This is a genomic window from Paraburkholderia sp. J76 (assembly GCF_905220295.1).
Classification (GTDB): domain Bacteria; phylum Pseudomonadota; class Gammaproteobacteria; order Burkholderiales; family Burkholderiaceae; genus Paraburkholderia.
The window spans coordinates 181,551-204,404 of record NZ_CAJMZJ010000007.1 but is presented as its reverse complement, the minus strand read 5'-3'; the positions used below and the strand labels follow the sequence as shown (position 1 = coordinate 204,404).

Annotated in this window: 16 protein-coding genes and 1 tRNA gene; 12 read left to right on the top strand and 5 right to left on the bottom strand. The window is 64.7% G+C overall.

Going from position 1 to position 22,854, the window contains the following annotated elements:
- Positions 1 to 23: 23 nt before the first annotated feature.
- On the bottom strand, positions 24 to 1,433 hold the full coding sequence (locus U5768_RS15880; protein ID WP_322031359.1) for a YihY/virulence factor BrkB family protein: 1,410 nt from the start codon (positions 1,431 to 1,433) through the stop codon (positions 24 to 26).
- Between the two features lie 184 nt (positions 1,434 to 1,617).
- On the opposite strand from U5768_RS15880, the gene fdnG reads away from it, so the two are divergent.
- The 8 genes from fdnG (at position 1,618) to U5768_RS15840 (ending at position 12,088) form a co-directional block, all read left to right on the top strand.
- Entirely contained in the window at positions 1,618 to 4,689 is a 3,072-nt protein-coding gene (fdnG, locus tag U5768_RS15875) for a formate dehydrogenase-N subunit alpha (protein ID WP_322031358.1), read from the top strand.
- 12 nt (positions 4,690 to 4,701) lie between these two features.
- On the top strand, positions 4,702 to 5,640 hold the full coding sequence (gene fdxH, locus U5768_RS15870; RefSeq protein ID WP_322031357.1) for a formate dehydrogenase subunit beta: 939 nt from the start codon (positions 4,702 to 4,704) through the stop codon (positions 5,638 to 5,640).
- The gene (locus tag U5768_RS15865; RefSeq protein ID WP_322031356.1) at positions 5,627 to 6,253 is read left to right on the top strand and encodes a formate dehydrogenase subunit gamma; all 627 of its coding nucleotides are present in this window, start codon (positions 5,627 to 5,629) and stop codon (positions 6,251 to 6,253) included. The genes fdxH and U5768_RS15865 overlap by 14 nt, the downstream gene beginning before the upstream one ends.
- A gap of 131 nt (positions 6,254 to 6,384) precedes the next feature.
- Positions 6,385 to 7,317 (top strand): formate dehydrogenase accessory protein FdhE, encoded by a 933-nt coding sequence (gene fdhE, locus U5768_RS15860; protein ID WP_322031355.1) that lies wholly within the window; start codon positions 6,385 to 6,387, stop codon positions 7,315 to 7,317.
- A gap of 15 nt (positions 7,318 to 7,332) precedes the next feature.
- Complete coding sequence (gene selA, locus U5768_RS15855; protein ID WP_322031354.1) at positions 7,333 to 8,799, top strand: L-seryl-tRNA(Sec) selenium transferase; 1,467 nt, start codon at positions 7,333 to 7,335, stop codon at positions 8,797 to 8,799.
- Entirely contained in the window at positions 8,796 to 10,724 is a 1,929-nt protein-coding gene (gene selB, locus U5768_RS15850; protein WP_322031353.1) for a selenocysteine-specific translation elongation factor, read from the top strand. The genes selA and selB overlap by 4 nt, the downstream gene beginning before the upstream one ends.
- Positions 10,725 to 10,783: 59 nt before the next feature.
- Positions 10,784 to 10,879 (top strand) — tRNA-Sec (locus U5768_RS15845).
- 129 nt (positions 10,880 to 11,008) lie between these two features.
- A complete protein-coding gene (locus U5768_RS15840) occupies positions 11,009 to 12,088 on the top strand; it encodes a tartrate dehydrogenase (protein WP_322031352.1) in 1,080 nt (359 codons plus the stop codon).
- Positions 12,089 to 12,113: 25 nt separating this feature from the next.
- On the opposite strand, the gene U5768_RS15835 is transcribed toward U5768_RS15840, so the two are convergent.
- From U5768_RS15835 to U5768_RS15820, 4 genes are all read right to left on the bottom strand, one after another.
- Positions 12,114 to 13,211, bottom strand: coding sequence for a PAS domain-containing protein (locus tag U5768_RS15835; RefSeq protein WP_322031351.1), 1,098 nt, complete (start codon positions 13,209 to 13,211; stop codon positions 12,114 to 12,116).
- 673 nt (positions 13,212 to 13,884) lie between these two features.
- Positions 13,885 to 14,847: a PDR/VanB family oxidoreductase gene (locus U5768_RS15830; protein ID WP_322031350.1), complete on the bottom strand. Its 963-nt coding sequence runs from the start codon at positions 14,845 to 14,847 to the stop codon at positions 13,885 to 13,887.
- 79 nt (positions 14,848 to 14,926) lie between these two features.
- Entirely contained in the window at positions 14,927 to 16,399 is a 1,473-nt protein-coding gene (locus tag U5768_RS15825) for an NAD-dependent succinate-semialdehyde dehydrogenase (RefSeq protein ID WP_322031349.1), read from the bottom strand.
- A gap of 9 nt (positions 16,400 to 16,408) precedes the next feature.
- Positions 16,409 to 17,557 carry a ring-hydroxylating oxygenase subunit alpha gene (locus U5768_RS15820; RefSeq protein WP_322031348.1) on the bottom strand — a complete coding sequence of 383 codons (1,149 nt, stop codon included), beginning with the start codon at positions 17,555 to 17,557 and terminating at the stop codon, positions 16,409 to 16,411.
- 401 nt (positions 17,558 to 17,958) lie between these two features.
- Here U5768_RS15820 and U5768_RS15815 point away from each other — a divergent pair, with 401 nt between their 5' ends.
- From U5768_RS15815 to U5768_RS15800, 4 genes are read left to right on the top strand one after another with little or no spacing between them, the layout of a single operon-like run.
- The gene (locus U5768_RS15815; protein ID WP_322031347.1) at positions 17,959 to 19,404 is read left to right on the top strand and encodes a cytosine permease; all 1,446 of its coding nucleotides are present in this window, start codon (positions 17,959 to 17,961) and stop codon (positions 19,402 to 19,404) included.
- Positions 19,405 to 19,437: 33 nt separating this feature from the next.
- The gene (locus U5768_RS15810; protein ID WP_415913918.1) at positions 19,438 to 20,580 is read left to right on the top strand and encodes a porin; all 1,143 of its coding nucleotides are present in this window, start codon (positions 19,438 to 19,440) and stop codon (positions 20,578 to 20,580) included.
- Positions 20,580 to 21,590, top strand: a complete 1,011-nt coding sequence (locus U5768_RS15805) for a LysR substrate-binding domain-containing protein (protein ID WP_322031345.1) — start codon at positions 20,580 to 20,582, stop codon at positions 21,588 to 21,590. Before U5768_RS15810 ends, U5768_RS15805 begins: the two co-directional genes overlap by 1 nt.
- Complete coding sequence (locus U5768_RS15800) at positions 21,587 to 22,843, top strand: aromatic ring-hydroxylating dioxygenase subunit alpha (RefSeq protein ID WP_322031344.1); 1,257 nt, start codon at positions 21,587 to 21,589, stop codon at positions 22,841 to 22,843. The genes U5768_RS15805 and U5768_RS15800 overlap by 4 nt, the downstream gene beginning before the upstream one ends.
- Positions 22,844 to 22,854: the final 11 nt, after the last annotated feature.

Here is a 22,854-nt window from a genome sequence, read left to right as displayed (position 1 = left end):
GATAAAAGTTCCGTAAACAACCATTATTTTTTAACCTTACTGCGGCCTTTGGTAGCGGCCCCGATCTCGCTCGAACCATGAGAGTGACGACGCCTCCCGGCGGCCGTCATGGCTAGCGCCGCGCTCGCGACGAACAGCACCGAACTCCACGGATGACGTTTGACGTAGCGGTCGGCGGCGGCCACCGTGCGGCCCGCCTGGACGAGCGTGAGCGCGGCGGCGTAGGTGGCGCTGTCCTCCATGCGCACGACCGAACGGCGGATTTGCAGCCCCGATGTCAGCCTCCCGAACGCGCCGCCGTGGGCGCTTGCGCGTCCCACCGCACCGAGCGGCGTTTCCGATAGTGTCGATTTGTCCGCCGCAACGGCCGCAGCGAGCGCCGCAGGCATGGCCGTGGCGGCGGCGCTGCCGTTTCCGATCGGCACGGCCGACGGCGCCGGCGCGGCAGAAGGGTGGTCGGCACGCGGCGTATCGTTGCGCCCGACGATGGTGGAGGCGGCGAGGACGGACGCGAGCTTGGCGCGGCTGCCCGGCGGGGTTTCCTCGAGGAAACCCCACGCGCCGCGCGGGTCGTGCATGCGTCCGCGCGCCGCCGAGAATTCCGCGCCGAGCAACAGCACCGCCGCCGAAAAATAGAGCCACATGAGCAGCACGGCGAGCGAGCCCGCGGCGCCGAAGGCCGTTGCCATGCCCGCGTGGGCGAGATAGAGCGCGAACAGCTTCTTGCCCGCCGAAAAAAGCACGGCCGCGACGATGCCGCCAACCATCGCGTCACGCCAGCGCACGTTGGCGTCAGGCAGGAAGCGCAGCAGGGCGCCGAACGCGACGGCCAGCACCACAAGGCCCACGGCAAGCTGCATCAGATTACCGATGATCACATAAGGAGAGTTGCCCCAAAGCCACTGGCCGACGAAGGTGATGGCCGTATCGAGCACGAGCGAGACGATCAGCAGGAACGCGACGCCCAGCACGAGGCTGAACGAAATGAGGCGCACGCGCACGAGCGCCATCACGCTGGACGGTTGCTGCCCCTCCGGCGGCCAGACGATGTTCAGCGCGGAATTGAGCGAGGAGAAGGTCGCCGAAGCGCCGATCACGAGCAGGGTCAGCGAGATGATCGCCGCGATGCCGCCCTTGCCGCCCGCCCGGTGCGCGTTTTGCACGATCGTGGTGATGCCCGCGGCCGCGTCGTCGCCGAGAACGCTGTGGACCTGATGGAAGAGTTCGCCGCGGGCGGCGTCGGCGCCGAAAAACCAGCCCGCCACGGCAATCACCATGACGAGCGTGGGCGCGAGCGAAAACGCCGAGTAGAACGCGATGCTCGCCGCGAGCGACGGGCAGCGGTTGGCGATGAACTGACGCAGCGCGCCCACGACCCACGACGCTTCCTTGCGTGCGGCGGACTGCAGTCGTTCAGTGGAAAGCGTTGACATGATGGAGCGCCCCGTAATGGTTCTGCAGTGGTTCGCGAGTGGCTCATTCGCCATTCAATATTAGCAAGCCTGGTTCCCGGCCGGCCCCGCGCTGCGCGCGCACAAAGCTCGTGAACATCTGGCGCGATCCGTCTCCCAAAACGTCTTATACTGAAAATACCCACAACCAAGCCGAGGACTCATCATGCTGCAGATGTCCCGGCGTCAGTTCCTCAAGGTCACGGCAACGTCGCTGGCGGGTTCCAGCCTCGCGTTGATGGGTTTCGCGCCCGACAACGCGCTTGCCGAAGTCCGACAATACAAACTGGCGCGCACCACTGAAACCCGCAACACCTGTCCGTACTGCTCGGTCGGATGCGGGATCCTCATGTACGGTCTCGGCGATGGCGCGAAGAACGCGACCACGAGCATCATCCATATCGAGGGCGATCCCGATCACCCCGTCAATCGCGGCACGCTGTGCCCGAAGGGCGCGAGCCTGATCGATTTCATTCATAGCGAAAGCCGCCTCAAGTACCCCGAGTATCGCGCGGCCGGAACGAACGAATGGAAGCGCATCTCGTGGGACGAGGCGCTCGACCGCGTGGCGAAGCTGCTCAAGGAAGATCGCGACGCGAACTTCGTCGAGAAAACCGCCGACGGCAAGACCGTGAACCGCTGGCTGACCACGGGCATGCTGGCCGCTTCGGCGGGCAGCAACGAAGTCGGCTATCTCACGCACAAAGTGGCCCGCAGCATGGGCCTGCTCGCATTCGACAACCAGGCGCGTGTCTGACACGGCCCGACGGTGGCAGGTCTTGCCCCGACGTTTGGCCGTGGTGCGATGACGAACCATTGGGTCGACATTCGCAACGCGGATGTAATTCTGGTGATGGGCGGCAATGCGGCCGAGGCGCACCCGTGCGGCTTCAAGTGGGTCACGGAGGCGAAGGCGCACCGCAAGGCGCGGCTCATCGTGGTGGACCCGCGCTTCACGCGCACGGCATCGGTCGCGGACTTCTACGCGCCGATCCGCACGGGCACGGACATCGCCTTCCTTGGCGCGGTGATCAACTATTTGCTCACCAACGACAAGATCCAGCACGAGTACGTGAAAAACTACACGGACTTCTCGTTCATCGTGCGCGAAGACTTTGCGTTCAACGACGGCATTTTTTCGGGCTACGATCCGCAGAAACATTCGTACCCGGACAAGTCGTCGTGGAACTACGAGCTTGGCGACGACGGCTTCGTGAAGACCGACGACACGCTGCAGAATCCGCGCTGCGTGTACCAGTTGCTCAAGCAGCATTACTCGCGCTACACGCCCGAGATGGTCGAAAAGGTGTGCGGCACGCCGAAGGATAAATTTCTCAAGGTGTGCGAAATGCTCGCGAGCACGGCCGAGCCGGGCCGCGCGGGCACGATCCTGTACGCGCTCGGCTGGACCCATCACTCGATCGGCTCGCAGATGATCCGCACCGGCGCGATGGTGCAACTGCTGCTCGGCAACATCGGCATCGCGGGCGGCGGCATGAACGCGCTGCGCGGCCACTCGAATATCCAGGGCCTCACCGACCTCGGGCTCATGTCGAATCTGCTCCCGGGCTACATGACGCTGCCGGTCGAGAGCGAGCAGAACTACGACGACTACATCAAGAAGCGCGCGCAGCAGCCCCTGCGGGCCAATCAATTGAGCTACTGGAAAAACTACGGCGCGTTCTTCGTGAGTTTCATGAAGGCGTGGTGGGGCGACGCGGCCACGAAGGACAACAACTGGGGCTACGACTGGCTGCCCAAGCTCGACAAGCCGTACGACCTGTTGCAGACCATCGAGCTGATGAACCAGGGCAAGATCAACGGTTATATCTGCCAGGGCTTCAACGTTCTTGCGTCCTCGCCGAACAAGGCCAAGACGGTCTCGGCGCTCAGCAAGCTCAAGTGGCTCGTGATCATGGACCCGCTTGCGGTCGAAACTTCGGAGTTCTGGAAGAAATACGGCGACTACAACGACGTCGATCCGACGTCGATCCAGACCGAAGTGTTCCGCTTGCCCACCACGTGCTTCGCCGAAGAAAACGGCTCGCTCGTGAGTTCGAGCCGCGTGCTGCAGTGGCACTGGCAGGGCGCGGAGCCGCCTGGCGAAGCGAAGAGCGATCTCGAGATCATGTCGGGACTGTTTCTGCGCGTGCGCGCGGCGTATCAGAAGGACGGCGGCAAGCTGCCCGATCCGATCGTCAAGCTCGACTGGCCGTATTCGAATCCCGCGAGCCCGACGCCGGAAGAACTGGCGAAGGAATACAACGGCCGGGCTCTCGCGGATCAAACCGATCCGAAAGACGCCACCAAGGTGGTCGCGAAGAAGGGCGAGCAGCTTTCGGGCTTCGCGCAGTTGAAGGACGACGGCACGACCGCGAGCGGCTGCTGGATTTTCTGCGGCGCGTGGACGCAGGCAGGCAACCAGATGGGCCGGCGCGACAACTCGGACCCGACCGGCATCGGCCAGACGCTGAACTGGGCCTGGGCCTGGCCGGTGAACCGGCGCGTGCTATACAACCGCGCCTCGTGCGACACGGCGGGCAAGCCTTTTGATCCCACTCGCAAGCTCATCGGCTGGAACGGCAGCGCGTGGACGGGCGCGGACATTCCCGACTACAAGGTCGACGAAGCGCCCGACCAGGGCATGGGGCCGTTCATCATGAACCCCGAGGGCGTGGCGCGCTTCTTCGCTCGCGACGGCATGAACGAAGGTCCGTTTCCGGAGCACTACGAACCGTTCGAGACTCCGCTCGGCTATAACCCGTTTCATCCGAACAATCCGGTCGCGACGAACAATCCGGCGGCGCGCGTGTTCCCCGACGACCGCAAGATGTTCGGGACCGCGCAGCAGTTCCCGCACGCGGCGACCACGTACCGGCTCACCGAGCACTTCCACTTCTGGACGAAACACGCGCGGCTGAACGCGATCATCCAGCCGCAGCAGTTCGTCGAGATCGGCGAGGCGCTCGCGAAGGAGGTGGGCGTGGTGGCGGGCGACCGCGTGAAGGTGTCGAGCAATCGCGGCTACCTGATTGCCGTGGCGGTGGTCACCAAGCGCATCAAGCCGCTCACCATCGAAGGCAAGACGGTGCATACCGTCGGCGTGCCGCTGCACTGGGGCTTCAAGGGGCTCACGAGACCGGGCTATCTGACGAATACGCTCACGCCGGCAGTCGGCGACGGCAATTCGCAGACGCCCGAGTTCAAGTCGTTCCTCGTGAAGGTCGAAAAGGCATAGGGGGCGCGAACCATGGCATTTCAATCGCTGGACATCAAGCGCCTTTCGGCCACCACCACGCCGCCGCCCGGCGTGCGCGAACCGGTCACGGGCCAGGTCGCGAAGCTCATCGACGTGACCAAGTGCATCGGCTGCAAGGCGTGTCAAACGGCATGCATGGAGTGGAACGATCTGCGCGACGAAGTGGGCGTCAATACGGGCGTGTACGACAATCCGCACGATCTCACCGAGCACTCGTGGACCGTCATGCGGTTCTCGGAATGGGAGAACCCGGACGGCAACCTCGAATGGCTGATCCGCAAGGACGGCTGCATGCATTGCGAGGACCCGGGCTGCCTGAAAGCGTGTCCCGCGCCGGGCGCGATCGTTCAATATACGAACGGCATCGTGGACTTTCACGAGGAAAAATGCATCGGCTGCGGCTTTTGCATCACGGGTTGCCCGTTCGATATTCCGCGCCTCTCGCAGAAGGACCACCGCGTGTACAAATGCACGCTCTGTTCGGACCGCGTGGCGGTGGGACAGGAACCCGCGTGCGTGAAGACCTGCCCAACCGGCGCGATCGTGTTCGGCACCAAGGAGGACATGAAGCAGCACGCGGCCGAGCGCATCGTGGACCTCAAGGAGCGCGGCTTCCAGAACGCGGGTCTTTACGATCCACCGGGCGTGAGCGGCACGCACGTCATGTACGTGCTGCATCACGCCGATCAGCCCTCGCTCTATCACGGGCTGCCCGAGCGCCCGCGCATCAGCCCGATGGTGCGGCTCTGGAAGGGCGCCGCCAAGCCGATCGCGCTCGGCGTCATGGCGCTCACCGCGCTGGCGGGTTTCTTCCATTACACGCGGGTGGGCCCGAACGAAGTCACGGAAGAAGACGAAATCGCCGCGCGCGACGAGGCGCGGCGCATGCGCGGCGAACCACCCGAGGAGCGCTACGATGAAAGACCATGAACCGCGTCTGATCCTGCGCTACACGCGCAATGAGCGCAGCAATCACTGGATCACGGCAATCACCTTCATCCTGCTCGCGCTCTCGGGCCTCGCGATGTTTCATCCGGCCATGTCGTGGCTCTATGCGGTGCTGGGCGGCGGGCAGTGGACGCGCATCTTGCATCCGTTTATCGGCGTCGTGATGTTCGTGTCGTTCCTGATTCTTGCGTTGCGCTTCTGGCATCACAACTATCTCGACAAAGCCGACATCCAGTGGATGAAACAGATGGACGACGTGCTCAACAATCGCGAAGACCGCCTGCCCGAGATCGGCCGCTACAATGCGGGCCAGAAGCTGTTATTCTTTGTGATGGTGGTTTGCCTCGTGCTGTTGCTCTTGAGCGGCATCGTGATCTGGCGGCGATATTTCTCGATGTATTTTCCGATCGGGATTATCCGGCTCTCTTCGCTCGTGCATTCGGTCGCGGCGTTCGTGCTGATATGCGGCATCATCGTCCATATTTATGCGGCGCTGTGGGTGAAGGGGTCGATTGGCGCGATGACGCGCGGTTACGTCACCTGGGGCTGGGCGCGCAAGCATCATCCGCGCTGGTTCCGCGAGAGCATCAAGTAACGCACAGGCTGCGCGCCGCCTCGCCACGCCGTTCGGCAAAGGCAGTGGCGGCGGCGCGAGCGGCAAACCGCCGGCGCCCGGAAGGGCACGGCGGTTTTTTCTTTGTGAAGCCGTTCTGGAGCAGACTCGTCGTGACGCAACGCATTCTCGACCCGCAGCAAATCGAATCGCTCGATCCTTCTGCCATTCCGCGCATTCGCCTGCCCGAGCGCTTTGCCTTTTTCAGTACGCGCGCCGTGCGCCTGCGGCATCTCGCGGACCACAATCCGATTGGCGGCTACGTGCGGTTGATGGCGGCGCTCGTCGATGCGCAGCAGGCGGCGCTCGAACAATGCAGCGCGTTCATGCCTTCGCGCGAAGCCATTGCGAACGCTCAGCATCATTCGATGCCGATATTGCCGGCGCTTTCGGGCGAGCGCGATCCGCAATGGCGCGCGGTGCTGTATCGGCTGGTCGATCGTGTCGAAGCGGCGGGCGCCGTCGCGCCTGCGCTCGCGACCGTGCTCGACGCGCTGCGCGCCATGAACGAAGCGCAACTCGACGCCCAGGCCGACGCGGTTCTCGCGCAGCGCTACAGCGAAGTCGCACCCGCCACGGCGCCGTTCATCATGGCCGCGCTGCAGGTGGTGTGGACGGACCTTGCCAGCCGCATCGACGTGCGCGACATTCCTTATGTCGACGCGCCGGGCGTGTGCCCCGTGTGCGGCTCGCCGCCCGTCGCCAGCATCGTGCGCATTGGCGGGGCGTATCAGGGTTATCGGTTTGCGCAATGCAGCCTGTGCGGGACCGAGACGCATGTGGTGCGCGTGAAGTGCACGAATTGCGATTCGACCAAGGGCATTGCGTATCACGGCATCGAAGGCGGCAACGCTGCGCTCAAGGCCGAATCGTGCGACGAATGCCATACGTATCGCAAGATCGGCTATCAGGAGAAGGATCTCGACTTCGAGCCGCTCGCCGACGACCTCGCCAGCCTCACGCTCGACTTGCTGATGAGCGATGCGGGTTATCGCCGCGCGAGCCCGAATCCGCTGCTGTGGCCCGAAGTGCCCGGCGACCAGTAAGGAGCCGCGCACGCCATGAGTGAAGCCGTGGGACAGGCAGCGGAACACGACGCGCACACGCTCAACGCGCTGCTCGCCACCATGCCGGCGGTCGAGCGCGTGATTGCCTCGGAGCAAGCGCAACCCCTGATCGCGCAGTACGGGCGCACCCAGGTGCTCGACGCGATACGCGCCACGCAGGACGCCTGGCGTCGCGACGCGCGCGCTGGCGTATTGACGCAAGACGATAAGGAAACCGAATTATTTTCGCTGGAGCGCGTGATTGCCGCCGCCGCGCAACGGTTGACGGAACGCGCGCAAAGCCGCCTGCGTCCCGTTTTCAATCTCACGGGCACCGTGCTGCACACGAATCTGGGCCGCGCGCTGCTGCCCGACGAGGCCGTAAAGGCCGTGGTGCAGGCGCTCACGCAACCCGCGAACCTCGAATTCGATCTCGCGAGCGGCAAACGCGGCGACCGCGACGATCTGATCGGCTCGCTGATCTGCGAACTCACGGGCGCCGAGGCGGCGACCGTCGTCAACAACAACGCGGCGGCGGTGCTGCTGCTGTTGAGCGCGCTCGCCAATCGCAAGGAGGTCGTCGTTTCGCGCGGCGAACTGGTCGAGATTGGCGGGGCGTTTCGCATTCCCGATATCATGAGCCGCGCGGGTGCGCGCCTGCGGGAGATCGGCACGACGAACCGGACGCATCTCAAGGACTACGAAGCGGCGATCAATGCCCGCACCGCGCTGCTGATGAAGGTGCATTGCAGCAACTATGCGATCAGCGGCTTTACGAAGAGCGTCGAACTCGACGAACTCGCGCCGCTGGCGCGTCAGCGCGGCCTGCCGATAGCGGTCGATCTGGGCAGCGGCACGCTGGTCGATCTCGCGCAGTGGGGCCTGCCCGCCGAGCCCACGGTGCGCGCGACCGTGGAAGCCGGCGCGGACCTCGTGACCTTCAGCGGCGACAAACTGCTCGGCGGCCCGCAGGCGGGACTGATCGTCGGGCGCAAGGAACTGATCGCGAAGATCAAGAAGCACCCGCTCAAGCGCGCGTTGCGGGTAGGCAAGCTCACGCTCGCCGCGCTCGAACCGGTGCTGCGGCTTTATCAGGCGCCCGAATTCCTGCAGGAGCGGCTGACGACGCTGCGCCTCCTCACACGCCCCGCCGCGCAAATGCAGGAGGCGGCGCAGCGCGCGCTGCCCGCGTTGCAGCGCGCGGTGGGCGATGCCTATGCCGCGAGCGTCGAGCCGATGTTCAGCCAGATCGGCAGCGGCGCGTTGCCCGTGGACGTGCTGCCGAGCAGCGGGCTTGTCGTGCGCCATGCGGGCAGGGGCGGTAGCGGTCGCGCGCTGCTCAAGCTCGAGCGCGCCTTGCGCGAACTGCCCCGGGCCGTAATCGGCCGCATTGCCGACGACGCCTTGCGTCTGGACCTGCGCTGCCTCGAACCGGCGGACGAAGCGGCGTTTGCCGCGCAACTTGCGGAGTTGCGCTTGTGATCGTCGGCACGGCGGGGCACATCGACCACGGCAAGACCACGCTGGTTCGCGCATTGACCGGCGTGGACACCGACCGCCTGAAAGAAGAAAAGGCGCGCGGCATTTCGATCGAACTGGGTTATGCCTACCTGCCGCTTGCCAACGGCGACGTGCTGGGCTTCATCGACGTGCCCGGCCACGAAAAGCTCGTGCATACGATGGCCGCGGGCGCGTGCGGCATCGACTTCGCCTTGCTCGTCATAGCCGCCGATGACGGCGTCATGCCGCAAACGCGCGAGCATCTCGCGATTGTGCAACTGCTGGGCGTGCCGCAAGGCGCCATTGTGCTGACCAAATGCGATCGCGTCGATCCGGCGCGGCTCGACGCCGTGCGCGCCGAAATTTCCGCGTGGCTCGCGGCCACGATGTTTGCGGACGCACCGATCTTCGAAACGAACGCAACGCAGCCGCATGACGAAGGCGTGGCGCGCCTCGAAGCCTCGCTGCGCGAGCGCGCGATGGCCTGGCGGGCGCGGCGCGACGACGGACTTTTTCGCCTCGCGGTGGATCGCGTATTTACGCTGACGGGCCAGGGAACGGTGGTCACGGGCACCGTCTTCGCCGGGCGCGTACAGGCCGGCGACGCGCTCGTGCTCGCGCCCGGCGGCGTGCCGGTGCGCGTGCGCGGCCTGCATGCGCAGAATCGCGCGGTGCAGGCCGGCGACGCGGGACATGCGGGACAGCGTTGCGCGCTCAATCTCGCGGGCATCGACAAGGAGCAGATTGCGCGCGGCGACTGGATCGTCGATGCGCGGCTGGCCGAACCGGCCGTGCGTCTGGACGTCGAACTGCAATGGCTCGGCGATGCGGGCATTACGTTGCAGCACTGGTCGCCGCTTCACGTGCACCTCGGCACGACGCATCGCATGGCGAACGTCGCGCTGCTCGAAGGCGAAACGCTCGCGCCCGGCGGGGCCGCTCGCGTGCAGCTCGTGTTCGACACGCCGTTGCACGCGTTGCCCGGCGACCGCTTCATCGTACGCAACGCGCAGGCGAACCGCACCGTAGGCGGCGGCCGCGTGCTCGATCCGTTCGGACCGCCGCGGCGGCGCAGGACGGCGGAGCGGCATGCGTGGCTCGACGCGTTGCGCACGTGGCTCGACGAAGCGAACCTCGCGCCGCTGATCGAAGAAGCGCCGCGCGGCATCGCGCGCGCGACCTTGGTGCAGTTGACCGGTTACGACGATGCCGCGCTCGCGTTGCCCGCCGACGCGATTTCCATCGCACCGCAAGGGCGCGACGACGAAGGCGCGGTGATCGCGCATGCGCATTGGACCAAGCTCGGCGAGCGCATTGTCGAGGCGCTCGCCGAATTTCATGCGCGTTCGCCCGACGAGCAGGGGCCGGACGCGGCGCGATTGCGGCGCATGGCCGCGCCGCTCGTGAGCGATGCGGTGTGGCGCGCGGCCATCGAAGCGCTGGAGCGCGAGGGACGCGTGGCGCGCAGCGGCCCGTGGCTGCATTTGCCTTCGCACGCGGTGACGCTGGACGCCGACGACGAAGCGCTCGCGGCGCGCCTCATGCCGCTGTTGGCGCTGGGGCGCTTCGATCCGCCGTGGGTGCGCGATCTCGCACGCGAAACGCGGCAGCCCGAAGAAACGGTGCGTGCGTTGCTGCGCAAGCTCGCGCGCCTTGGCATGGTGTACCAGGTCGTGCGCGATCTCTTTTACGACCGCGACGTGATGCAAACGCTCGCTCGCGCCGTTGCGCAGATCGCTGCGGAACACGGCGGCGCCGTTAACGCCGCGGCGTTTCGCGACGCCACGGCATTGGGCCGTAAAAGGGCGATCCAGATTCTGGAGTACTTCGATCGCGTTGGATATACTCGTTTTCAGCGTAATACGCATCGGCTACGGCACGATAGCCGGATGCGCGAATGGTTGTAGACGCATCGATGTCTGGTGCGATTATGTTTGACGTTGTGTTTGAACTTACGGTTGACGAGGGAAGGCATTCGTATCCGGTGGTACGGCCGGGCTTCAAACCCGGTTGGGGGCGTCAGCCGCTCCCGGGTCAGTTCGACTCTGGCTGCCTTCCGCCATAAAACGATTATTCACGTCTCGTGTTCAATGTCTCAACGCTGAAAGGCTAAATTTCTGGCGCGCTTTGAGGCATGCTTGCATCCATCGAGCGCGCCAGTTCAGGCGCGCTGCGCAACGGAGAACGCGACATGAGCAAGACATTCAGGATCGCCGCCATCGCCGGCGACGGCATTGGCCAGGAAGTGATGCCCGAGGGCGTGCGCGTGGTGGAAGCCGCCGCCAGGCAGTTCGGCTTGAACATCGAATTCACGCATTTCGACTGGGCAAGCTGCGACTACTACCTGCAGCACGGCAAGATGATGCCCGACGACTGGTTCGCCACGCTCAAGGGCTTCGACGCGATCTATTTCGGTGCGGTCGGCTGGCCCGACAAGGTGCCCGATCATATTTCGCTGTGGGGTTCGCTCCTGAAGTTCCGCCGCGAATTCGACCAGTACGTGAACCTGCGCCCGGTGCGTCTCTTGCCGGGCGTGCCGTGTCCGCTCGCCAACCGCAAGCCGGGCGACATCGACTTTCTCGTGGTGCGCGAGAACACCGAGGGCGAGTACAGCTCGGTGGGCGGCAAGATGTTCGAAGGCACGGAGCGCGAATTCGTGCTCCAGGAGTCGGTGTTCACGCGCCACGGCGTGGACCGCATTCTCAAGTACGCGTTCGAACTCGCGAATCAGCGCGGCCGCAGGAAACTCACGGCGGCCACGAAGTCCAACGGCATTTCGATCAGCATGCCGTACTGGGACGAGCGCGTGGCCGCGATGGGCGAGGCGTATCCCGACGTGAAGTGGGACAAGCAGCACATCGATATTCTGTGCGCGCGTTTCGTGCTGCAGCCCGATCGCTTCGATGTGGTCGTGGCGTCGAACCTTTTCGGCGACATTCTTTCGGATCTCGGCCCGGCATGCACGGGCACGATCGGTCTGGCGGCTTCGGCGAACCTGAACCCGGAGCGCAAGTTTCCGTCGCTGTTCGAGCCGGTGCACGGCTCCGCGCCGGACATTTTCGGCAAGCAGATCGCCAATCCCATCGCGATGATCTGGTCGGGCGCGATGATGCTCGACTTCCTCGGCAACGGCGACGCGCAATACAAGGCCGCGCACGACGCGATCATGCAGGCCATCGAGAAAGTGCTGGTGGAAGGTCCGCGCACGCCCGACATGGGCGGCACGGCGAACACGACCGAGGTGGGCAAGGCGGTCGCCGCCGTGCTTTAACGGGCAGGGCGTCCAGTGGGACGCCTCACTGTGGCGCGGCTCCCGCGCCTTCTTCGACGGCCGGTTGCGTACCGGCACCCACGGCCGCGCCCGCCGCCATATCGGCGGGCTGCGCCGCGCGGCACAGCGCCGTGAGCCACACGTCCTCGCCATGCGGCGCCACGCGCGCATAGCCTTGCTCCACCACGAGACGCCACGTATCGTCGGGCAGCGTGGCGCGATAGAGCACGCGATAGTCCGTGCGATGCGCGAACGCTTCCTTGACGGCCGCTTCGCGCGCGGCGCGGTCGTCCGGATGAATATGCTGCGAAAGCTCGACGTAGTGGCGCGGCGCTTGCCCGGGATCGACGCCGAAAAGGCGGCACCACTCGTCCGACACGACCAGTTCGTCTTGTGCGCGCAGCCAGCGCCACGCACCGAAGCCGGTAATGCGCGCGGCGTCATTGAGCAATTGCAGGCGCCGTTGCGTGGCGGACTCCGCTTCCTTGCGCGCGCTGATGTCGATTGTCGTGCCGACCACGCGCAACGGTCGTCCCGCGTCGTCGAGCAGCGTGGCAACGCGCGATTCGATCCAGCGGGTGCGTCCGTCGGGCAGGATGATGCGAAAGTCCCACACGCGCGGCGCCGTGCTCGCGATGAGTTCTTTCATCGCTTCGTCGTTCAGCCAGATCGAGTCCTCGGGATGAAGGATCTCCCAGAACTCCTCGTTGCTGTGGATCTCGCGGCCATAGACTTGCGCGCAATTGCTCGAATAGATCAGCTCGTCGGTCACGAGGTTCCATTCCCACGTGACGATGCCCGACAATTCCTGGGCCTGTTTCATGCGCGCCTCGTTCGACACGATCTCGGCGGTGTGACGGCGGCGCAGGTCGGTCATGGGCAGCTCGGTGTTGCCCGCGATGCCCAGGTCTTTCACGGCTTCGTCGCCATAGCGCAGCCAGACCCAGTTCACGTCGATGAACGCCGCGAGGCGGCGCAGGTTCGAATAGTCGATCTCGCCGCCGCGCGTCCACTTGTGGACGGCGGTGCGGGAAATGCCGACGGCGTCGGCCACTTGCTGCAAACTCAGCTTTTTATGCTCCAGCAGCACTCTCAGACGGAACGCGAACGTATCCTCGGACATCCATTTCCCTTTATGACGAATCGCGCGATCGGCACGACTCGTGCGGGCGCGTATCTTTTGATAGTTTAGCGGATTGGGGTGGGGGGCGTTTTGGGAGGGCCCTCCGGCGCGTTGTGCGGTTTGGGTGTTTTCTTGTTTTCGCGGTGGTATGCCAGCGTTGCCCCTGTGCGGGGCGGCACCTACTTTCTTTGCGGCGGCAAAGAAAGTAGGCAAAGAAAGCCGCTCAAACCGCCAGCGCCCGCCACCGTTCACCTCGCACCGTTACAGCCAGTGGCTCCGGAGCGTCTGTCACCACTCGCCCACTATCGGAGTGACAAGGCGCTCATTCTTCCGGCGACGCTACGCGCCCCGAAGGGCATAACCCAAAACCGAATGTCCTGGCAGAAGCTCGGTTTCCCACGCAGACCCGACCGCTGCGCGCGTAGCGAGCAGCGGAAACGGATGAGCCCTTAGTCACTAACCGGAATGGTGCGAGGTGGCAGACGCTCCGGAGCCACTGGCCGGGGTGGCGCGAGGTGAACGGTGGCGGGCGCTGGCGGTTTGAGCGGCTTTCTTTGCCTACTTTCTTTGCCGCCGCAAAGAAAGTAGGTGCCGCCCCGCACAGGGGCAACGCTAGCAGACCACCGCGAAAACAAGAAAAGGCACAAACCGCACAACGCCCAAAACCTCACCCCTAAAGATCAATCACAAGCCGCGCCGTACGCGCGCGCGACACACACAGCAGAACGGTTTTCTGCGCAGCCTTTTCATCGTCGTCCAGATACTGGTCACGATGATCGGCTTCGCCTTCGAGAATGGGCACCTCGCAGGTGCCGCACACGCCCTCGCGGCACAGCGACTCCACCGTCACACCAGCGCGCTCGATGGCCTTGAGAATGGTTTCGTCCTCGCCAACTTCGAGTTCGATGCCTGACCTGGCCAGCACCACGGTAAACGCCTTGCCGCTGGTTTCCGTGGCGGCGAACTGCTCCGAGTGCAGTTGCGCCTTCGGCCAGCCGAGCAGCGCCGCGTTGGCATAGACCGCGTCGTTGAGTCCTTGCGGACCGCACACATAGACATGCGCGTCGCGCGGCAGCGCGTGGAAGAGCTTGAAGAGATCGAGCTTCTGGCCTTCGCTGTCGATATAGCAATGCACGTTGGCCGAGTGCGGACCGGCCTTCAGTTCGTCCACGAAAGCGCCGTGTTCGGGGCTGCGGTACGCGTAGTGCAGTTCGAGCGCGAGATCTTCCGGGCGATGCTCGGCCAGTTGCGCGAGGAACGGCGTGATGCCGATGCCGCCCGCAATGAACACGTGGCGCTGCGCATTCGCCGCCAGTTCGAACAGGTTGGCGGGCGAGCCGATGGCGAGCCGCGTGCCCACCGCGACCTGGTTGTGCATGAACGCGGAGCCGCCGCGCGAGGCCTCTTCGCGGCGCACGGCGATCTGGTATTGGCGCGTGTCGTGCGGCGAGCTGAGGAGCGAATAGGCGTTGTGGTGCCACCGCTCGCCGTCCTGCATCGAGACGAGCACGTGGGCGCCCCCGCTGAAGGCGGGCAGCGGCGCGCCGTCGGGCAGCGCGAGCGTGAAGCGCTTGATGAGCGGAGTGAGTGGCTCGACGGCGACGACGTCGACAGTGATCGATTCGCGGGCGTTCATGTTGACTTCCTTGACTTCTGAATCCGGAAAAAGAGCGGGTGCGGCGTGGCCCGCATCCGCCCGTAGCGCAGCGCGCGGGTTAGCGAGCGCTTTGACCGTTCAACCCGGCCATGCAGAGATACTTGATCGACAGATAGTCCTCGATGCCGTACTTCGAGCCTTCGCGGCCCACGCCCGACTGCTTGACGCCGCCGAACGGCGCGACCTCGTTGGAGATCAGGCCCGTGTTGATGCCGACGATGCCGTATTCCAGTTGCTCGGCCACACGCCAGATGCGGCCGATGTCGCGGCTGTAGAAGTACGCGGCGAGCCCGTAGATCGAATCGTTCGCGAGCTGCACGACTTCGGCGTCGCTCGTGAAGCGCACGATGGGCGCGACCGGCCCGAAGATTTCTTCGGAGAGCACGGCCATGCCGGGCTTCGCGTCGGCGAGCACGGTGGGCGCGTAGAAGTTGCCGCCGCGTTCGTGCGGCGCGCCGCCCGTGATCACGCGCGCGCCTTGCGCCACGGCGTCGCGTACGAGGCCGTCCACCTTGTCGCGCGCCGCTTCGGTGATGAGCGGGCCCACGTTGACGCCCTCGGCGAAACCGTCGCCGACCTTGAAGGCGGCCACGCGTGCCGCGAAGCGCCGGCAGAACTCGTCGTAGACCGTGTCGTGCACATAGAAGCGGTTCGCGCACACGCAGGTCTGCCCCGCGTTGCGGTATTTCGAGAGCAGGGCGCCTTCGATCGCGGCGTCGAGGTCCGCGTCGTCGAACACGATGAACGGCGCGTTGCCGCCCAGTTCCAGCGACACCTTCTTGACGGTATCCGAGCACTGGCGCATCAGGAGGCGGCCCACTCCGGTCGAGCCCGTAAACGTGAGCTTCTTGACGAGCGGGCTCGCCGTCATCTCGAGGCCGATCTCGCGCGAGTTGCCCGTCACGATATTGATCACGCCGGCGGGAATGCCGGCAGCTTCGGCGAGTGCCGCGAGCGCGAACGCGGAGAGCGGCGTTTCGTTGGCGGGCTTGATGACGATGGTGCAGCCGGCGGCGAGCGCGGGCGCGGCCTTGCGGGTGATCATCGCGGCCGGGAAATTCCACGGCGTGATGGCGGCGCACACGCCCACCGGCTCCTTCGTCACGACGAGGCGCTGATCCGGGTTCGGGCTCGGGATCACGTCGCCGTCGATGCGCTTGGCCTGCTCGCCGAACCATTCGATGAACGAAGCCGCGTAGGCAATCTCGCCGCGCGCTTCCGCGAGCGGCTTGCCTTGTTCCCGCGTCATGATTTCGGCAAGCGCCTCCTGGTTCGCCATGACGAGTTCGAACCAGTTGCGCAGCAGGCGCGCGCGCTCCTTCGCGGTAGTGGCGCGCCAGGCGGGAAACGCGCGGTGCGCGGCCTCGATGGCCGCGCGCGCTTCGCTCGCGCCCATGTTCGGCGCGCTCGCGATGCGCTCGCCCGTGGAGGGATTGAGGACGTCGAGCGTCGCGCCGTCGTCGGCGCCGCGCCACTGGCCGTCGATATAGGCCTGCTCACGCAGCAGGCCGGGATGCTGGAGGGAAGTCATGCGAGCCTCTTAGTCCTGGTAGTGCTGCGCAAGCAGGTTGTGGAAGTGCGCGATGCCGTGCTCGCTCACGCCGCTGCGCGCCTTGTCGACCATGATGCGGCCCTGGCCGCGATAGCCGCGCGACTTCAGGCCCTTCTGCACGCTCTCCACGAGGCGAAGGTCTTCCGGACGGAACACCGTGCGATACCACTCGATCAGCTTTTGCTGCTCTTCGGTCGGCTCGTCGTTCAGGAAATAGATGTCGTAGTGCTGGAGCGTGACTTCGGCGCTCATCGGGAATTCGTAGATGACCGTCATGAAGTCGCTGCCCGGCGGCACGTTGAACATCGTGCACGGCCACGCCCAGTAGCCGCTGAAGCTCGGATCCTTCACGGACGGATCGAGCTTGAACGAGCGCTCCGACGACTGCGCGTGACCGAACTGCACCGTCCAGTTGCCGCTCAGCGTGTGCGTGTACTGGTCGATCTTCACGGAGTCCGAGAAGCCGGGGTGAGCCGGGCCGCAGTGGTAGCACTCCAGGTAGTTATCGACGATCGACTTCCAGTTGGCGGGCGTCTCGGTCACGAAGCGCGCGGCGAGCTTGAGGTCGTCGATGACGGGGCACGCCTTGCGCAGGCTGGCTTCGAGGCCGGGCAACTGGGCTTCCACGTCTTGCGCGTCCGGGTTCAGGTTGATGAACACGAACCCTGCGTACTCCTCCACGCGCACCGGCACGAGCGTCGAATTGTCCTTGTCGAACGATTCCACGTGATCGCAGTTGTTGGCGTGCGCGAGGGCGCCGTCGAGCTTGAACGCCCAGGCGTGGTAAGGGCAGGTGATGACGTTCTTCGCCTTGCCGCTGCCTTCGAGCAGTTGATGGCCGCGGTGCGGGCAGACGTTGTAGAACGCGCGCAGCACCTTGTCCTTGCCGCGTACGAGCAGAATGCTCTCGCCCACCACTTCGCGCGTGACGTAAGCGTTCGCTTCGGCCAGCTCGCTGCGATGCGCGACGCAGATCCACGTGTTCTCGAAGATCCTCTTTTCTTCAGCCTTGTAAACCGCTTCGGACGTGTAGTAGCTCGCCGGAATGGTCCAGGCGAGGTCGGGGTTGGCGCAGAAGTCGGCCGGCAGCTTCGGGAGTTCGGGTTGCTTGTGGAATTCGATCGGGAGATAGGTCATGGGGTCCGCCGTACTGGAGTTGATTAACTGACAGTTACAACAAAACTATTGGTTGACGGAAATATAAGAGAAAACGGGCGGAAGGTGGATCAGGGTTATCCCTCGACCCAAGCGGATGAAGGCAAGTCGTTTTTGACGCGAAACCCGTATTCCTTGTACAAGAAAGCGATGGGGCTTGACGGACGACAAGGCAAGTCGATTTCTGTGCGGGCGTCAATAGGAGGATCCGATAGTGAGACGAAACTCTCCAGGGTACGTACTATTGTTAACTGACAGTTTTGAGTTAACAGCGGGATAACAGCGTCGTGTCCGGGAACTGGAACCTCTGGTATCGGAAACGGCGTGGCAAGCGGAGCCGCGTCGTGCGGGACCGCGCGACCCACCCCACAACTGGAGGAGACATGTCCCAAGAGGCAATTGCGGACGCGCTGGCCAACGAGCCCTCGCGCGCCAGATCGCGGATCGAATCACGCTCGATCGACTACGTGCCGCTCGCCGAACGCAAGGGCAAGGCCTGGCACCTGTGGCCCGTATGGTTCACGGGCGACGCCAATCTCGCGACCGTCGCGGCCGGCGCAATCGGCATCAGCATGGGCGGCAACCTGCTGTGGAGCGCGATCGCCATCGTGCTCGGCAACGTGCTCGGCACCTTCTTCATGGCGTTCCATTCGAGCCAGGGGCCGCAACTCGGGCTGCCGCAGATGATCCAGTCGCGTCCGCAGTTCGGCTACATGGGGGCGTTGCTCGTGTGGGTGGTCGCGCTCGTCACCTATATCGGCTACAACTCGTTCAACCAGCTCATGGCGGGGCAGACCGCGCATCATCTGCTCGGCACCGAGCCGCATCTGAGCTATATCGTCTTCACGGTGATCTCGGTCGCGCTCGCGGTGTTCGGCTATGACCTGATCCACAAGGCGCAGCGCTGGCTCGCGCTCGCGCTGCTCGCCGCGCTCACGATCTTCAGCGTCGGCATGTGCGTGAAGGTGCAGTTTCCCGCGGGCCAGTTGAGCCTTGCGGGCTTCAAGACCACGCCGTTCCTCGTGCAGCTCTTCTCGGCGGCGGCCTACCAGCTTTCGTGGTCGATCTACGTTTCGGATTACTCACGATATTTGCCGCCAAAAACGGGCGTGCGCGCCACCTTCTGGTGGACCTTCCTCGGCGCGCTCATCGGCGGCGTCTGGATGATGCTGGTGGGCACCGCGGCGGCGGCGCTCAACTCGCAGATCGAGATTTCGGATGCGGTCCAGCGCGCGGGCGACATGATCTTCCCCGGCTTCGGCGCGGTCACGCTGCTGCTTTCGCTGCTGGGGCTGCTCGCCATTACCGGTTTGAACTTCTACGGCGCTTCGCTCACGCTGCTCAGCATCACCGACTCGTTCAAGCCGCTCAGGTCGAACGCGACCAAGCGCGTGGTGAGCCTCGTCGTGGTGGCGGTCGTGGCGACATCGCTCGCGTTTGCCGCGTCGGACAACTTCATGGGCAAGTTCGGGGACTTCCTCGGCATTCTCGGCTATCTGTTCACGCCGTGGACCGCGATCAATCTCGTCGACTTCTTCATCGTGCGTCACTCGCATTACTCGGTGCGCGAGATCTTCAACCCGCGCGGCATTTACGGGCGCTGGAACTGGCGCGGCCTGACCGCCTACGCGGTGGGCTTCGTCGCGATGATTCCGTTCTTCAAGACGGAGCTTTACACGGGGCCGGTCGCTCGCGCGCTGGGCGGCACCGACATCGCGATGCTCGTGGGCCTGCCCGTTGCCGCGCTGGTTTATCTGTGGGCCTGCCGCTCGCTCGACATCGAAAAAGAACGCCAGCTCGTGCGCGAAGCCGACCGTGGCCTGAACTGATCCCGCCGCAACAACGACCACGACATGAAATCGATGAATAAAGCGCGGCTCGCCGCGATGCATGCGGCTGTGCTCACACTTGCCGCACTCCCGCTGGCGGCGCATGCGCAGAGCAGCGTCACGTTCTACGGCGTGCTCGACGCGGGCGTCACTTACGTGAGCAACGCCGGCGGCGCGCATCAGGTGAAGTTCGACGACGGCATTTCCTATGCGAACCGCTGGGGCCTCATGGGCACCGAAGACCTGGGCGGCGGCGCGAAGGCCGTCTTCAGGCTGGAGAGCGGTTTTCATCTGGGCAACGGGCAGATCGCCAACGGCGGCTCGCTGTTCGGCCGCCAGGCTTACGTAGGTCTGCAAAACGACTGGGGCACGCTCACTTTCGGCAACCAGATCGACATGACGAAGGAGTTTGTCTATCTGTACAACGTCTCGGCGTGGGCGAGCGGCTACGCCATCAACCAGGGCGACTTCGACCGCATGAACGGCGACCATCTGCCGAACGCCGTGAAGTTCATGTCGAACACGTATGGCGGCTTCCAGTTTGGCGGCATGTATTCGTTCAGCAATACGCCCGGCGACTTTCACACGGGCAGCGCATGGAGCGTGGGCGCGCAGTATCAGCACGGCGCGTTCGCCATGGGCACGGCGTATACGCAGTTGAACAACCCCTCGGGCATCTATGCGTTCGACCCGTACAACATGATTGGCGTGCGCACGTTCTTCGGCAGGCCGACCGTGAGCGTCGATCCGGCTACGGGCGCCGTCACCTCGCTGTATGCCGATACGCCTTTCCCCGTGGACAAGCAGGGCGCCTTCGGCGTGGGCGCGAGCTATGCGATCGACAAGGTCACGCTGATGGGCGCCTTCACGTATACGCAGATCAAGGCGCTTGGGCAGAGCGAGCACATGCTGGTTGCCGAGGGCGGCGCGAACTGGCAGATCACGCCCGCGGCCAGTCTTGTGGGCGGCTACCAGTACACGCACTTCGATGGCCACCACTGGCATCAGTTGTCCGCGGGTGCGCATTACCTGCTTTCGAAACGCACGGACGTGTACATCTCGGGCGACTGGCTGAGGGCGTCCGAAGGCGTGGACGCGGTGATCGGCTACAGCTTCACGCCGTCTTCCACGACCACGCAGGCCGACGTGCGTATCGGCATTCGCCACTCGTTCTGATGAAATTCCCTGCCACCCCCGAACTCGACGACCTGCGGGTGTTCTGCATGGTCGCGCGCAAGTCGGGATTCAGCGCCGCCGCCGAAGCGCTTGGCGCCTCGGCGGCGTACGTGAGCAAGCGCGTGGGAATACTCGAGGCGAACCTCGGCACGCGCTTGCTGCACCGCTCGACGCGCCGCGTGGCGATCACCGCCGCAGGCGAGCGCGTCTTTTCGTGGGCCGAGAAAATCCTCGACGACGTGGACCACCTTGTCGAGGACGTTTCCAGCACGCGGCGCATTGTGCGCGGCACGTTGCGCGTGTCGAGCAGCTTCGGCTTTGGCCGCAAGTTCGTCGCGCCCGCGCTGGCGGCCTTGTCGGACCGGTGCCCGCAGTTGAATGTGCAGCTCCATTTGTTCGACCGCGTAATCGACGTGGCGGGCGAGGGCTTCGATCTCGACGTGCGCATCGGCGACGAAATCGCGGGTCATCTCATCACGAAGCGGCTCGCGATGAATTATCGGGTGCTGTGCGCGGCGCCCTCGTATCTCGCGCGGCACGGCTCGCCGCAGACCATCGCCGAACTGGAGTCGCATGCCTGCCTGGCGATCAAGGAGCGCGATCACCCTTACGGCGTCTGGCGGCTCGACGAGGACGGCAAGACGACGGCCGTGAAGGTGACGGGCCCGCTTTCGACGAATCACGGCGAGGCCGCGGTGCAATGGGCGCTGGCCGGGCGCGGCATCGTACTGCGTTCGATCTGGGACGTGCAGCCGCTGCTCGACGAAGGGCGGCTTCAGCGCGTGCTGCCCGGCGTCGTGCAACCCGCAAACGTGTGGGCCGTGTTTCCGGAGCGGCTCGCGCAGTCGGCGAAAGTGAAAGCATGCGTGGAGTTTCTCGCCGAAACGTTTGCGCAGGCCGGGTTCGGCGGCGCGGCGGGGGCAGCGCCCAATGCCGCCGAGGTGAACGGGCGCGTTGCCGTCACAACGAGGGATGCGCGCAATTCGAGTGAAAAGGAGTGTTTGACGTGATCGATTTTTCCCATGTTCGTTCGCTGCTCGGCGCGCGGCGCGAAGGCTATAGCCTCGCCGGCGACTTCTATGCCGACCCCGCGATGCACCAACTCGACATCGACGCGGTTTTCTCGAACGAGTGGTTGTTCGCGTGCAGCGTGGCCGAAATTCCGCGCGAGGGCGACTATGTCACGCTCGATATAGGCGAAACGTCGGTTGTCGTGCTGCGCGGGAAGCACGGGGACGTGGGCGCGTTCTTCAATACCTGCCGCCATCGCGGCTCGCTGCTGTGCACCGAACCGGCGGGGCACGCGAAGCGGCTGGTTTGCCCGTACCATCAATGGGTCTACGACCTCGACGGCAGCCTGCGTAGCGCGCGCCAGATGCCCGCCGGCTTCGACCGTGCCGCGCATGGCTTGCGTCCGGTTCATGTCGAGGTGATCTGCGGGATGGTCTACATCTGTATCGCCGACACGCCGCCCGATATTTCGCGCTTCAAGGCGGCGGTCACGCCTTACATCGCGCCGCACCGGCCGGACCGCACCAAGGTCGCATTTTCCATGACGATCGTCGAGGATGCGAACTGGAAGCTCGTGATCGAAAATAATCGGGAGTGCTATCACTGCATCGGGAGCCACCCGGAACTGCTGGCCACGCTGATTGAATTCGCGCTGCCCGACGACCCGCGCGCGAACCGCGATTTCCAGATTTTGATGCAGGAGAAAACGGCGCTCTGGGATAGTCTCGCTTTGCCGCATTTGCCCGCGGACGGCGGCACGGAGTTCCGCTGCATCCGCTTGCCGTTCCATCGTGGCGCCGTGTCGTTTACCGCCGACGGCCGCCCGGCATGCAATAAGCTGATGGGCGATCTGACCGAGCCCGACCTCGGTTCGGTGCGGATGTTTCGGGTTCCGAACAACTGGAATCACTTTCTCTCGGACCATATCATCCATTTCCGCGTGCTGCCCTTATCGGCTACGAAGACGGCGCTCAAGACGACCTGGCTCGTGCACGAAGATGCGGTCGAAGGCGTCGATTACGACGTGGATACGCTCACGGAAGTATGGCGCGCGACGAACGAGCAGGACGCCACGCTGGTCGCGCACAATCAGCGCGGCGTGAATTCGAAGGCGTATGCGCCGGGGCCTTATGCGCCTTCGGAGTTCATGCTGACCAACTTCACCAACTGGTATGCGGGCAAGCTGGCGCAATACGTCGAGGGGCAGCTTTCACGCAAGCCGGTTGTCCCGCTCGCGTTGGCCAAGGCTTGAGCGTTCATTTC

Coding starts and splice junctions, on each gene's coding strand:
- U5768_RS15820 (WP_322031348.1), bottom strand. CDS start 17,557: ATGACCTATCTCCCGATCGAATTCCACAAGCAACCCGAACTCCCGAAG.
- U5768_RS15815 (WP_322031347.1), top strand. CDS start 17,959: ATGTCCCAAGAGGCAATTGCGGACGCGCTGGCCAACGAGCCCTCGCGC.
- U5768_RS15805 (WP_322031345.1), top strand. CDS start 20,580: ATGAAATTCCCTGCCACCCCCGAACTCGACGACCTGCGGGTGTTCTGC.
- U5768_RS15880 (WP_322031359.1), bottom strand. CDS start 1,433: ATGTCAACGCTTTCCACTGAACGACTGCAGTCCGCCGCACGCAAGGAA.
- U5768_RS15825 (WP_322031349.1), bottom strand. CDS start 16,399: ATGACTTCCCTCCAGCATCCCGGCCTGCTGCGTGAGCAGGCCTATATC.
- U5768_RS15810 (WP_415913918.1), top strand. CDS start 19,438: ATGAATAAAGCGCGGCTCGCCGCGATGCATGCGGCTGTGCTCACACTT.
- selA (WP_322031354.1), top strand. CDS start 7,333: ATGAGTGAAGCCGTGGGACAGGCAGCGGAACACGACGCGCACACGCTC.
- U5768_RS15835 (WP_322031351.1), bottom strand. CDS start 13,211: ATGTCCGAGGATACGTTCGCGTTCCGTCTGAGAGTGCTGCTGGAGCAT.
- U5768_RS15830 (WP_322031350.1), bottom strand. CDS start 14,847: ATGAACGCCCGCGAATCGATCACTGTCGACGTCGTCGCCGTCGAGCCA.
- fdxH (WP_322031357.1), top strand. CDS start 4,702: ATGGCATTTCAATCGCTGGACATCAAGCGCCTTTCGGCCACCACCACG.
- U5768_RS15865 (WP_322031356.1), top strand. CDS start 5,627: ATGAAAGACCATGAACCGCGTCTGATCCTGCGCTACACGCGCAATGAG.
- U5768_RS15840 (WP_322031352.1), top strand. CDS start 11,009: ATGAGCAAGACATTCAGGATCGCCGCCATCGCCGGCGACGGCATTGGC.